12 protein-coding genes are annotated in these 12,402 nt (G+C 57.3%); 11 read left to right on the plus strand and 1 reads right to left on the minus strand.

Annotated elements, in window-relative coordinates; all coding sequences use genetic code 11:
- Positions 1 to 781 (minus strand): transposase (locus IV01_RS0124565; RefSeq protein ID WP_229636083.1); only part of this gene is annotated, 781 nt, incomplete at its 3' end.
- 927 nt (positions 782 to 1,708) lie between these two features.
- Between IV01_RS0124565 and IV01_RS21830 the strand changes: the two genes are divergently transcribed.
- The 11 genes from IV01_RS21830 to IV01_RS25825 all read left to right on the plus strand — a co-directional run bounded on the left by IV01_RS21830 (position 1,709) and on the right by IV01_RS25825 (position 12,377).
- Complete coding sequence (locus tag IV01_RS21830) at positions 1,709 to 2,224, plus strand: MaoC family dehydratase (RefSeq protein ID WP_032625834.1); 516 nt, start codon at positions 1,709 to 1,711, stop codon at positions 2,222 to 2,224.
- A gap of 108 nt (positions 2,225 to 2,332) precedes the next feature.
- Positions 2,333 to 3,328, plus strand: coding sequence for a TRAP transporter substrate-binding protein DctP (gene dctP, locus IV01_RS21825; RefSeq protein WP_032625837.1), 996 nt, complete (start codon positions 2,333 to 2,335; stop codon positions 3,326 to 3,328).
- Complete coding sequence (locus tag IV01_RS21820; protein ID WP_050507276.1) at positions 3,328 to 3,891, plus strand: TRAP transporter small permease; 564 nt, start codon at positions 3,328 to 3,330, stop codon at positions 3,889 to 3,891. Before dctP ends, IV01_RS21820 begins: the two co-directional genes overlap by 1 nt.
- Positions 3,892 to 3,900: 9 nt before the next feature.
- Positions 3,901 to 5,172, plus strand: a complete 1,272-nt coding sequence (locus IV01_RS21815) for a TRAP transporter large permease (protein ID WP_032625839.1) — start codon at positions 3,901 to 3,903, stop codon at positions 5,170 to 5,172.
- A 13-nt stretch (positions 5,173 to 5,185) separates the two neighbouring features.
- The gene (locus IV01_RS21810; protein WP_032625840.1) at positions 5,186 to 6,577 is read left to right on the plus strand and encodes an MmgE/PrpD family protein; all 1,392 of its coding nucleotides are present in this window, start codon (positions 5,186 to 5,188) and stop codon (positions 6,575 to 6,577) included.
- A 44-nt stretch (positions 6,578 to 6,621) separates the two neighbouring features.
- A complete protein-coding gene (locus tag IV01_RS21805) occupies positions 6,622 to 7,773 on the plus strand; it encodes an acyl-CoA dehydrogenase family protein (protein WP_032625842.1) in 1,152 nt (383 codons plus the stop codon).
- Positions 7,770 to 8,951, plus strand: coding sequence for a CaiB/BaiF CoA transferase family protein (locus IV01_RS21800; protein WP_032625844.1), 1,182 nt, complete (start codon positions 7,770 to 7,772; stop codon positions 8,949 to 8,951). Before IV01_RS21805 ends, IV01_RS21800 begins: the two co-directional genes overlap by 4 nt.
- Positions 8,952 to 9,722 carry a GntR family transcriptional regulator gene (locus tag IV01_RS21795; RefSeq protein WP_032625846.1) on the plus strand — a complete coding sequence of 257 codons (771 nt, stop codon included), beginning with the start codon at positions 8,952 to 8,954 and terminating at the stop codon, positions 9,720 to 9,722. It begins immediately after the preceding gene.
- Entirely contained in the window at positions 9,715 to 10,914 is a 1,200-nt protein-coding gene (locus IV01_RS0124570; protein ID WP_032625849.1) for an MFS transporter, read from the plus strand. The genes IV01_RS21795 and IV01_RS0124570 overlap by 8 nt, the downstream gene beginning before the upstream one ends.
- A 54-nt stretch (positions 10,915 to 10,968) precedes the next feature.
- Complete coding sequence (locus IV01_RS21790; RefSeq protein ID WP_032625851.1) at positions 10,969 to 11,769, plus strand: HpcH/HpaI aldolase/citrate lyase family protein; 801 nt, start codon at positions 10,969 to 10,971, stop codon at positions 11,767 to 11,769.
- 29 nt (positions 11,770 to 11,798) lie between these two features.
- Complete coding sequence (locus IV01_RS25825; RefSeq protein ID WP_050507277.1) at positions 11,799 to 12,377, plus strand: TetR/AcrR family transcriptional regulator; 579 nt, start codon at positions 11,799 to 11,801, stop codon at positions 12,375 to 12,377.
- Positions 12,378 to 12,402 lie beyond the last annotated feature (25 nt).

The raw sequence follows: 12,402 nt of genomic DNA on the forward strand, positions 1-12,402 counted from the left end.
CGGTATCGCCGATGAGCCGATCCGGCTTGATGTCGAACTGTTCTTCGACCCGCTCAATCATGGTCTTGGTGCTCTCGACCTCGGCAGTTCGATGCGCTGGGGTCGGCTCCACATCCATGGTCACGCCATGCTCGACATCAATCAGATAGTTCGTCGAGTAGGCGAAAAACGCCGGGCCTCCTGGCGCTGCGGTCCAACGAGAAAGTGGATCAGTTAGCGACAGGCGTTTGGGCAGTGCTTCGGCCAAAGCTTCTTCATCCAGCGCTTCAAGGTACTCACGCACGGCGCGAGTACTCAGCGACGGATCGCTCCAGTTGACCTCTTCGTTGCCGGGTACGCCTCTTTGCCGGCTGGCATCTGCCTTGATGACACTGGCGTCCACAGCAAAACCTTCGCCCTTGACCAGACCCGCGTCCATGCAGCGACGCAGCACCTCGTTGAACAGCCAGCGAAACAGCGAGCTGTCACGAAAACGGCCGTGGCGGTTCTTGGAAAACGTAGAGTGATTGGGGACTTCGTCTTCAAGACTCAAACGGCAGAACCAGCGATACGCCAGGTTCAAATGAGCCTCTTCGCACAACCAACGTTCGGAGCGAATGCCGTAGCAGTAGCCCACCACCAACAGGCGAATCATCAGTTCGGGATCAATCGATGGACGCCCGATTGGGCTATAAAAATCGGCGAGATAGTGGCGCAGATTGCTTAGATCGAGGCATCGATCAATGCTGCGCAGGAGGTGATTGGCTGGGATGTGATCTTCAATGTTGAACGAGTTAAACAGTCTCTATTGTCCGCTCGACAATTGTCCCATCATGCTGCGGATCCTCCCGCTGGCCGATGACCTGATTTTGCCGCATGCCAGGCAGGAGATTTACTTTTTCAACAGAATCGGCCGAAAGCAGCCTGTGGCAAGGCCTTCAGCCAGAGGGTAGAACCAGCGCTTCTACAAATGAGTGAAGGCTGAACATTAAGATGCCTGGATCCAACGTCTAGTCGCATTCGCACTATGGCTTACTAAACCTCGACTTTCGGATGCGGCAATATTACCGAATCTCATTTCGGATCAATGCGATTGGAGAAACGTACGGACTTTGTCTTACCTTCCGAACGTCGAGATCGGGCATGGGTGATTATAAAACGATGCATTGAGGGTGCTTCGGATCCTCTGACCCATTTTTGGATGGTTTCTCGAGAGCCCGGCACGCCTGGCTATCCGGTACAGCGAGAGCTTGTCGCGGAACTACATCCGCTAGATCTTTCCTAACATTTCCATGTTGATCACCCTGTGTGCTCCTGCTCGAAAAAGTGAGCAGAAGCTGTTGAACACCTGGGTCAGTTTTCGGCCAGCGGCAACAGGCCTGCGGGTAGCCTTCTTTAAGACCCAAGATAATAGACGCTCAAAGCGCTTCGCCCTTCTCCCCGAAACGGCGTTTCTGTCGCCTCTCTCCCGCACCGAAGCCGTATTGGCATCGAATAATAGGCAATCCGACAAACGGTCTACTACAGCCTAACCAGTTGAAAAAAACAGAATATTTATATTTCTGGCCGACGGGTTTCCGGATGCTTGCCTCAAACATTGCGACCAAGGCTCTTGGCGGAGACTATTTTTGTTATTAATGTGTTGTCCGGACAACATAACAACGTGCCGGCTCTCATCGGGCGCCGAGTACCTCAGGTCTGTTGAAAAACAAAAATAAGGAGCTCCTTCATGAGCGTTAAACAGATTGGTGAGCAGCGGTATCGCGGTCAGATCGGCCGGTATTTCGAAGACTTCGAGATCGGCGATATTTACGAGCACCGTCCGGGTCGTACCATCACAGAGACTGACAACATCCAGTTTTCACTGCTGACGATGAACCTGCATCCCATGCATTGCGATGCGGCTTACGCGGCCAAAAGCGAATTTGGCAAGCCCTTGGTCAACAGCGGCCTGACGGTGGCGATCGTCCTGGGTATGACGGTGCCTGACGTGAGTGGCAAAGCCATCGCTAACTTGGGCTGGACCGACATCAAGCTGACCGCGCCTGTATTTCCTGGCGACACCATCTACGCCGCTACCGAGGTGCTCAACAAGCGCGAATCCAAGTCACGCCCCAACCAAGGCATCATCACGGTCAAAACAATCGGCACCAAAGCCGATGGTACGCAGTTTATGAGCTTCGAGCGCAACGTGCTCATCCAGAAGCGCGAAGGCAACACGCTGGACGAAGCGGCCGGTTACTGAGTTCTAACGCCTCCACAAACTGGGGCTGCAGGGCAGCCACGATCTGTTCTGCACCTTTACGTCTGATCCAGATAATTCCTCTACAAAAATAAATACGAGGAAACACCCATGATCAAGTTGAAACGCTTAATCGTTGCAACCTTTACCTCTTGCACTCTGGCCGCTCTGACTATGCCGCTTCAGGCCGCTGAGTTGGTGCTGCCAAACGAGGTCGCTGCAAGCCACTGGAAGACTGGGTACATGAACGAGTTCGCCACCATGGTGGACAAGCGGACCAGTGGCAGCCTGGAGGTAAAGGTTTTCCCGTCATCCCAGCTGTACAACGACCAGGACGCCCTTGCAGCGCTCGGCACTGGCGCGGTGCAAATGGTCTGGCCCGTCTCCGTGCGCATCGAAACCATAGATCCGCGACTGGGTGCAATTAACCTTCCGTTTACCCTCACCGACGAGCTGATGAACAATCAGTGTTATGCCAAAGGTATTACTGAGCTGATGTCGTCTTATGTCGAACCGCGCAAGCTGAAAATTCTCGGACTGCTGAGGGCCGCAGATCTGTTTTTCATTATGAGCAAACATGATGTCAAGCAGATTGCGGACTTTAAAGGCACCAAAATTCGCGTGATTGGGGGGCGGGTATTCCTCGACACCATTCGTGGCCTGGGTGCGAGCCCGGTATCGATGGCCGCATCGGAGATGAGTACTGCGTTGGGGCAGGGTGCCATTGACGGCGTCTTCACTTCGGCGGGCGGTTGGGCCGAGATGATTGGACAGACCGGCAAACACGCTTACTACGTGCCCAATTTCTCGCTGACCACCTATGCAGTGGTTGTGGATAAAACCTGGTTTGACGAGCTGAGTAAGACCGAGCAGGACGCGATCACCAGCAGCATGGACGAAATCACTGCCAGGCAATGGAAGGAGGTGGTGGTAGAGGATCAGAAGCTGATCGACAAGATGGTTGCCGGTGGTGCGACCTTCACCCAGGCGACCGCACAGCAATCCGAAGCCTATGAGGCTCTCGCAGCGAAGAATAAGAAGATCTTCTCGAGCCTACATCCAGATGTCTTGCCGTCAATGGACGCCATCGAGAAGAGGTGCCTGTGATGTCCGTCCAGATGACTCCTGAAACTCTGCAGGAGACGCCTAAGGCGAGACGCAGTTTGTGGTTACTGTTTGAGCGCAAAGTATTGCTCAACGTGGCCACGGTGATGTTTCTCCTTTCGACCGCAATCATGCTGTTCGAGGGCGTCTCCCGTGCCGCGTTCGACAGCAGCGCGTTCTGGGCTGAAGAAAGCGTGCGTTACCTGATGGTGTGGTCGTTTTTCCTGACGCTTGGGGTTAGCGGGAACGCGGGCAATCACATCCGCACCGAACTGCTGCTGGAGCGTCTGGGGCCACTCGCGAGATCGGCGTGTCATGTGGCGTCCAGCCTAGTCGGCATAGCGTTTTGCGTCCTGCTGTTCTTCGCTTCGCTGCCGCAGGTTCATCGCTATTACACGATGGGCATGATGACCGAGTCAAACCTAGATTTGCCGTTGTGGTTTCTGTTCCTGGTCATGCCGATAGGCGCACTGCTATTTCTCGTCTACTACCTGCGTTGCCTGGTCATTGCCCTAAAAGGCAAGGATCCGTATGGCACCGGTCAAATCACCGGCTCACAGCTCTAGGAGGCTACCATGCTGATGCTTATCGCTCTGCTGGTGATGTTGGCGTTTCTTGCCATCGGTACTCACGTTGCGGTTGCCCTAGGGCTGGTCACCACGGGTTTGATCCTGTTCGTGGCCGGGGTGCCAACCACTGTAATTGCCCAGACCGCTTTTAAGTCGGTCAATAGCTATCCATTGATGGCCATTCCGATGTTCGTTTTGGCTGGCAACCTGATGATGCGCGGCAACATCGCCGAGTTGCTGATCCAACTGGTCGGCAGTGTTGTGCAAGCTGTGCGTGGTGGGCTGGCATTGACCGCGATGATCGCAAGCGTGTTTTTCGCCGCCGTTTCTGGCTCAAGTGTGGGTTCTGCAGCTGCCATCGGCGCGTCCACCGTGGGTGTGCTGACGAAGGAGAATTACCCTCCGCGGTTTTCCGCTGCCATTGTTGCCGTCGGCGGCACCCTAGGGCTGATGATCCCACCATCGCTAGGTTTCATCCTGATCGGTTCCATCGTCGGTTTGCCGGTAGACAAACTGTTTATCGCAGGCGTGTTGCCGGGCTTGATGGAGGCTTGCCTGCTGATGGCGGCCGTGGTTTTTTTCTCTCGTCGCAATAACTATGGCGCAAAGGTCAAGGGTGCCGACTGGGCAGGTTTCGGCCGTCGTCTGCCGGGTGCTGGCGCAGCGCTAATGATGCCGGTGCTTATTATCGGCAGCATCTACACCGGCTATTTGACGCCCACGGAGGTATCGGCTTTCGCTGCCGCTTACGCAGCCATTCTTTGCCTTTGGGTTTACCGCAGCGTGACCTTGGGCGGAGTTTGGGATGTGGCCCGTGATTCGCTGCTCCAAACAACCATGATTTTCGCTGTGGTTATGGGCGGCAGTCTGGTGGGCTTCGCCCTTGCCCGCATGGGTGTATCAGCCAGCCTGGTTTCGACTGTCAGCGCCATGGAACTCAGTGCATGGCAGTTCCTGATTCTGGCCAACATCGTACTGCTGATACTCGGTATGTTTCTCGATGGTATCGCGTTGATCGTGCTCACCGCACCGTTGCTTTTCCCTATCGCGACTCACCTGGGAATCAACCCCGTTCATTTCGCCGTAATCATGGTCGCCAACGTTGAAATTGCGACGTTGACGCCACCTATCGGGCTCAACCTGTTCGTCATGGCCGGTATTTCCAAACAGCCGGTGCATGAAGTAGCGCGTGGAGTACTGCCTTTTTATGGCGTGCGCATGCTCGGCTTGGCCTTGATCACGTTCGTCCCCGCAATTTCTCTGTCACTTGTCAGCTGAGAGGAAAACAACAATGTATGCCTCTACCCATAAACCGATCGCCGAATCCCTCGCCGCTTTTGCTGAACAGATTGGTTTTGATTCGATACCCGAGCCGGTTCGCATGCGCGCCAAGCTGCTGATCCTAGATGCCGTGGGCATCGCACTGGCGTCGACTCGCTACGAATTTGCCCATCGCACGCTTTCTGCAGCGCGTGAACTGGGTGAAGGTACAAGCGATGTCATTGGCTTCAGCGCCAAGCTCTCCCTGCGCGATGCCATTCTGCTCAACGGAGTGCTGGTCCACGGCCTGGATTTTGACGATACCCACGGTCGCGGCGTTATCCATGCGACCGCCAGTTGTTTCCCGGCAGCATTGGGGATCGCCTCAAAGTACGACGCGAGCGGTCGTGATTTCCTGACAGCCTATGTGCTGGGAATGGAAGTCGCGACGCGCCTGGCGTCGGTGGCCAAGGGTGGCTTCCATCAGGTCGGCTTTCACCCCACGGGGCTGATTGGTGCGTTTGGTTGCGCACTGATCGCCGGCAAGTTGCAGGGCCAGACCGCCGAGCAATTAGCGATGACTCAGGGTGTCGCGCTAAGCACGGCATCCGGCAGCCTAGAGTTTCTCGAAGACGGTGCTTGGACCAAGCGCATGCATCCGGGTTGGGCAGGTGTTGCCGGGCTCACTGCAGCGACATTGGCACGCCATGGTTTCATTGGACCGAAGGCCGTTTATGAGGGGCGGTTTGGTCTGTTCAAGAGCCACCTGGGTGAGCGCGAAACGGAGTGTGACTATGCCTTGGCTACCGAAAATCTGGGCAGTGCGTGGGAAGTCGGGGAGGTATCCGTTAAGCCGGTACCGGCGTGCCACTTCACTCATGCGGTCGCCGACTCGGCGGTAGTTCTTCACGAGCAGGGCATTCGTATCGAAGACATCGCTCGTATCACCGCTCTGGTGCCTAAAGAAACCATCGGCATCGTCTGCGAGCCCGAAGCCAGCAAGCGCAAGCCGTCCAACAGTTACGAGGCGCAGTTCAGCGTTCCGTACGCCGTCGCCAGCGGCCTGCTTCGTGGGCGCTTTGGCCTGGCCGATCTCGAACCAGAAGCCTATTCAGATCCGGCGGCCCTCGCGCTGATGGAGAAGATTGACTATCAGGAGGACCCTCAGTCGGGGTTCCCACGTCACTACTCCGGTGAGGTGGTTGTCAGGCTGCATGACGGACGCCAATTGCGTCACCGCGAGCCAATCAACCGTGGTGCAGCGGACCGACCTCTCTCAGCCGACGACATCATCGCCAAGTATCACGAAAACGCTCAAACCGCCGTTGCTCCACAAGCCGTCCAGCGGATCCTCGACGCCGTACTGAACCTCGATGCTGGAAGCACCCGAGAGCTTTCCCGCGTACTTACGGCATGTGCCTGAATCTTTAAGAACGAACATGACAAGAACAATCTGGAGAGACAAAGATGAGTGAATACGACGAACAGGAAAGCATGATTCTGGATGCCCTGGATCGCTTTCTTGAAACCGAAGCCAAGCCGTTTGTGCACGAGTTGGAAAAGAACGACACCTACCCTGAAGAAATGGTCGAGAAAATGAAGGCCATGGGGCTGTTCGGCTGCATCATCGATCCGGAGTACGGCGGGTTGGGTCTGTCTACTTCCACTTATGCGAAGATCGTCGAGCGTATTTCTTGCACATGGATGTCGCTGTCCGGAATCATCAATTCACACCTAATCATGGCGTCAGCTATCCAGCGTCATGGCACGCAGGAACAAAAGCAGAAGTTCTTACCACGCATGGCCACCGGTGAGCTGCGCGGTGCCGTAGGTTTCACTGAGCCCGATACCGGCACCGATTTGCAGGCGATCCGAACCACCGCCCGCCGCGAAGGCGATCACTACGTGGTCAACGGTGCCAAAACCTGGATCACCAACAGCCTGCACGGTAGCCTTCTTGCGTTGTTGGTGAAAACCGACCCGACCGCCGAACCTCGCCACAAAGGCATGAGTTGGTTGATTGCCGAGAAAGGCCCGGGCTTCAAGGTTGCACGCAAACTGGAGAAGCTTGGCTATCGCGGAATCGACACCTGCGAGCTGGTGTTCGAAGACTACAAGGTACCGGTTGACTGCCTGATTGGCGGTGTCGAGGGCGTGGGCCTCAAGCAGGTGCTTTCCGGTCTGGAGCTGGGACGTATCAACGTCGCTGCCCGCGGCGTTGGCGTGGCCCGTGCAGCACTGAACGAAGCCGTCAATTACTCCCAAGTACGCAAGACCTTTGGCAAGCCTATCTGCGAGCACCAGGCGATACAACTCAAGCTCGGCGAGATGGCGACACGTGTTGAGGCCGCGCGCCTGCTCACCGAGTCCGCCGCCAAGGCGTACGATAAAGGTGAGCGCTGCGACATGGAGGCGGGCATGGCCAAGTTCTACGCCTCGGAGGCAGCCCTTTCAAATGCCACCGACTGCATGCGCATCCATGGCGGCTACGGCTATTCCAAGGAGTACAACGTAGAGCGTCTGTTCCGCGATGCGCCACTGTTGACCATAGGTGAAGGCACCAACGAGATGCAGCGCATTATCATCGCCAAGCAACTGGTACAGAGGAATCCGGCATGACCCTCCCTCTTGAAGGCGTGCGCATCGTCGCCGTCGAGCAGTATGGCGCGGGGCCATTCGGTACCCAGCATCTGGCTGACCTTGGCGCTGAGGTAATCAAGATCGAAAACCCTAATGAAGGCGGTGAAATCGGTCGTCATGTGGGTCCCTATTTCTTTGAGGAAGGCGATAGTCATTTCTATCAGTCCTTCAACCGAAACAAGAAAAGTGTGGTGCTCAACCTCAAGAATCCTGAAGAAAAGGCGCAACTGATTGAGCTGCTGAAGAGCGCTGATGCGCTCTACGACAACCTGCGCGGCGATCTCCCGGAAAAACTTGGCTTGACCTACGAAGCGCTCAAGGAGCACAACCCGGCCCTGGTCTGCTGTCACTTGTCGGCATACGGTCGCGAGGGCGCTCGCAAGGCTTGGCCGGGCTACGACTACCTGATGCAGGCCGAGGCCGGATACTGCTCGCTGACGGGCGAGCCGGGCGGTCCTCCGGCGCGTTTCGGCCTGTCCATCATCGACATGATGACTGGCACCACCGCCGCTCTGGCACTGGTCTCGGCATTGGTCGGCGCTCGCGCGTCGGGGGTTGGTCGTGATATCGACGTCAGCCTTTACGATGTGGCGATGCACAACGTTAACTACCTGGGCACCTGGTATCTCAACGAAGGTGTGAAAACCGAGCGCACGCCCCGTTCCGCGCATCCGTCTCTGACCCCGAGCCAGCTCTACAAGACGCAGGATGGCTGGATGTTCATCATGTGCAACAAGGAAAAGTTCTGGGCTGTGCTGGCCGGGTTGATCGGCAAGCCAGAATGGGCCCGCAACGATCTCTACGGCAGCTTCAAGGCGCGCCTGGAAAACCGTGACCAGCTCACTGAAGACCTCGATGCGGTGCTGATGCAACAACCCACTGCATATTGGTTGAAACAATTTGGCGGCCAGGTGCCGGCGGCGCCCGTCAACGACATTGGTCAAGCACTCGATAACCCGTTTGCCAAGGAGCAGGGGCTGATCTTTGAGGTTGAACACCCGGTTCGAGGTAAGATCAAGACCCTTGCCTGCCCGATTCGTTGCCCGGGCGAACAACTACCCAATCAGCCTGCCCCCCGTCTTGGCGCACACCAGTCAATACTGGCCGCGCTGACGCGTGGATCAGATGCTGTGAAAAACCCTGCTGGAGTCAGCTGAATGACCAACGAATTGCCTTCCCTACTGTCTGGCGGACAGCCTCGCTATCTGGTTCTTGCGCAGGCGCTGATCGATGCGATCAAGTCTGGGCGGTATCCAGTCGGTAGCCTGCTGCCAACTGAACATGAGCTGTGCAAGCAGTTCAATGTCAGTCGGCACACGGTCCGGGAAGCGATTCGCCGACTCAACGAGTTGGGTCTGATCAGCAAACAGCATGGTATCGGCACGCGGGTCAAGGCAGTCCATCCCGCGTCACGCTACGTGCAGGCCAGTGAAGGGATCTCCGACTTACACCAATACGTGCGCGACGTACGCATGGAACTGGGCAGTTCACAGGAAATCAGCGCCGATGAGGAGTTGATCGAGCTGCTTGAATGCAAACCAGGTCAAGCCTGGGTGTGCGCCGTAGGCCTGCGTCATCGCGAGGGTGACAGCGCACCACTGGCGCGTACTCAGGTCTATGTGCCAAGTGCTTACCGCGCCGCTCTGGATGCGTTCGGCGATGGACGCACGCCGATCTATGAGCTGCTGCAACGACGCTTCGGCCTGCAGATGACCGAAGTACGTCAGACCCTCAGCGCGGTGAATCTTGGTGAGGACGACGCACGTGCCTTGCAAGTAGAGCCGGGGTCGCCGGGACTGCACATCGTTCGCAAGTATTACGGCAGTAACGATGAGCTGCTGGAGGTTGCGGTCAACATCCACCCGGGTGAGCGCTTCAGCTACTCGATCACCCAAAGACTGGTCTGGCAGGGCGCTAACGGTGAATAACAGCTACTCGACTCTGGCGGTCACCCTGGCCATTCAGGCCCTGGTGTCCATGGCGACTTTCACCGTACCCGTGTTGGCGCCTGTCGCTCTGCGTGAGCTCGGTGGCAGCGTCAGCCTGGTGGGTTTGTTCGTTGCATTGATTTACCTGGGAGCAATGATTTCCAGCCTGCTCAGCGGTAGCTGGATTTTGCGTTTCGGTGCGATCCGCGTCAGTCAGGTCTGTCTGTTGTCATGTGCTGCTGGCCTGGCTATGGCTGCCGGTGGTCATAGCTGGTGCCTGCTGCTCAGTGCCTTGGCCCTTGGCGCGGGTTACGGCCCGGTAACGCCGGCGAGCTCGCATATCCTGGCGCGCACGACGCCGACGCATTTGATGGGGTTGATGTTTTCTCTCAAGCAGACGGGCGTGCCAATAGGTGGTGTGCTCGCCGGTATGCTGATTCCTAGTCTGGTCGCTGTCATCGGTTGGCGCGGGGCGTTGCTGCTGACCGCGCTTGGTTGCGTGGTCATGGCGTCTATCGCCCAAGTAGCAAGGCGCAAACTAGATGATGATCGCGACCCGTCGACCCGCCGCTCAGGCAGGAGCTTGCTTGAGCCGCTGGGAATGATTTTTGCCATGCCTCGCATGCGCAACCTAGCGTTGTGCTCGATCTTCTTCGGTGCCATGCAGTTATGCCTGACCACCTATCTGGTGAGTTATCTGACCCACGATTACGGCCTGGCACTGGTCACTGCCGGGGTCATCCTCGCCCTAACCCAAGGTGCAGGCGTCGCCGGGCGCCTGCTCTGGGGCTGGGTCGCCGACCGCTGGTTGGAGCCCAATCGGCTTCTGCCATTACTGGCGCTGCTGATGGCGATCGCTTCGCTGCTCACTGCCGCCTTCACCCAGTACTGGCCGCTTCCGCTGGTGGCTGCGGTGAGTATGTTGTTCGGTGCCAGCGCTATTGGCTGGAATGGCGTTTATCTGGCCGAAGTAGCTCGTCTCGCGCCGGTCGGCACCGCCGGTCAATACACAGGGGGGACGTTATTCTTTACCTATTTCGGGGTGGTGGCCGGGCCCCCCCTGTTTGCCGGGCTGACACAGCTTGGCGATTCCCTTGCCACGGGTTACGCGTGGTTCGGCGGCTTGATGCTGCTGATCGCGCTTGCACTGGTGCGCTTGAACATTAGTAGCATGTGCGCGGACTCCAGCTAACGCGCCTTCGTTTCACCCCTCACTTTTCTATCCAACCCAACGTGGAGAAATGCCATGGCAGCCCGCTCGTACCTGTTCGTCCCGGGGGATCGTCCGGAGCGTTTTGATAAAGCCTGCGCCGCTGGCGCTGATGTCGTCATTCTCGATCTTGAAGATGCCGTGACCCCTGAGCACAAGGACCAGGCCCGCGAAGCCATTCGCGACTGGCTGAAGACTGGCGGCAAGGCCTGGGTGCGTTTCAATGCAAGCGACACTCGATGGCACGCAGATGATTGCAGCCTGATCGATGTCCCGGGTTTGCTCGGGGTGTCTCTACCCAAGGCGGAAAGCGCCGCACAGATCAGCGTTCTGGCACAGCGGATGGCCGAGTCTTTGCGCATTCTCCCGATCGTCGAAACCGCCCGCGGTATTTTTAATGCCGAAGAAATCGCCAGCGCACCCAAGGTCCAGTGCCTGGCCTTCGGCTCGGTGGATTTTCAGGTCGACACCGGAATTCTCGGTGATGGAGAGGAGCTGCTGTTCGCCCGTTCGCGTCTGGTGCTTGCCTCGGCGCTCGCCCGTATCGGCGCGCCGGTAGATGGCGTGACGACCAACCTGGACGACCTCGATCTGCTGGCCAGCGATGTATACCGCGCCCGCCAACAGGGTTTCGCCGGTAAGTTGTGCGTGCACCCCAAGCAGGTTGCACCGATCAATAACGGGTTTCTTCCAGCCGAGCACGAAGTGCAGTGGGCGCAGGCAGTAATGGACGCGGTGGCGAAGGATCAGGGCGTAGGGGCGATCAGCCTAAATGGCAAACTGATCGATTTGCCTGTGATCCTGCGTGCGCAACGCATTTTGGAAAACATCGCCTGAGGACAAACGAACAGATCCAGGAGCGGACCATGACAGCAGTAATCAAACGCGTACCGGGTGAGCCATGCGGGCGTCAGCGCGTACTCGACAGTGCACGCCAGCTATTTGCCGAGCGCGGTTTTCACGCTGTCAGTCTGCGTGAGCTGGGTCAGGTGGTTGGCATGCATGCAGGTTCGTTGTACGCGCACATCGAGAGCAAGGAAGCCCTATTGCAGGAGCTGATCGAAGACGGCTACGAGCGGCTGATGGACAGCAGCCTGGCGCGTCTGAAGAAGGCACCGTCGAGTAAAGCGCTCAGCATGTTCCTGCACAATCACCTGGACTTTCAGATAGTCAATCCGCACTGGTATGCGCTTGCCTTGATCGAATCCCGACATTTGGGCGACGAGGCACAAGAAGAGTTACGCAGCCTCAAAACGGACTATGCGGTGCTGCTTGAACGGCTCCTGCAGAAGCGAATGGGCCAACGCGCCGATGCCTGGAGGATTTCGACGATGGCGCGACAGGCATTGCGCTTACTCGACGGTCCGCCACAGGGCGATGGTGTCGCGCTGGATGACTGCGTTGAGGACGTGGAGCACCTGATCCTCAATCGCCTGAATCGTTAGTCGTGAGCTATTGGCTTCTGTACCG

Origin of the sequence: Pseudomonas syringae (assembly GCF_000737245.1) — a bacterium.
GTDB classification, from domain to species: Bacteria; Pseudomonadota; Gammaproteobacteria; order Pseudomonadales; family Pseudomonadaceae; genus Aquipseudomonas; species Aquipseudomonas syringae_J.

Excerpts from the sequence above, each read along its gene's own strand:
- IV01_RS21830 (WP_032625834.1), top strand. The coding sequence starts at position 1,709 with ATGAGCGTTAAACAGATTGGTGAGCAGCGGTATCGCGGTCAGATCGGC.
- dctP (WP_032625837.1), top strand. The coding sequence starts at position 2,333 with ATGATCAAGTTGAAACGCTTAATCGTTGCAACCTTTACCTCTTGCACT.
- IV01_RS21820 (WP_050507276.1), top strand. The coding sequence starts at position 3,328 with ATGTCCGTCCAGATGACTCCTGAAACTCTGCAGGAGACGCCTAAGGCG.
- IV01_RS21815 (WP_032625839.1), top strand. The coding sequence starts at position 3,901 with ATGCTGATGCTTATCGCTCTGCTGGTGATGTTGGCGTTTCTTGCCATC.
- IV01_RS21810 (WP_032625840.1), top strand. The coding sequence starts at position 5,186 with ATGTATGCCTCTACCCATAAACCGATCGCCGAATCCCTCGCCGCTTTT.
- IV01_RS21805 (WP_032625842.1), top strand. The coding sequence starts at position 6,622 with ATGAGTGAATACGACGAACAGGAAAGCATGATTCTGGATGCCCTGGAT.
- IV01_RS21800 (WP_032625844.1), top strand. The coding sequence starts at position 7,770 with ATGACCCTCCCTCTTGAAGGCGTGCGCATCGTCGCCGTCGAGCAGTAT.
- IV01_RS21795 (WP_032625846.1), top strand. The coding sequence starts at position 8,952 with ATGACCAACGAATTGCCTTCCCTACTGTCTGGCGGACAGCCTCGCTAT.
- IV01_RS21790 (WP_032625851.1), top strand. The coding sequence starts at position 10,969 with ATGGCAGCCCGCTCGTACCTGTTCGTCCCGGGGGATCGTCCGGAGCGT.
- IV01_RS25825 (WP_050507277.1), top strand. The coding sequence starts at position 11,799 with ATGACAGCAGTAATCAAACGCGTACCGGGTGAGCCATGCGGGCGTCAG.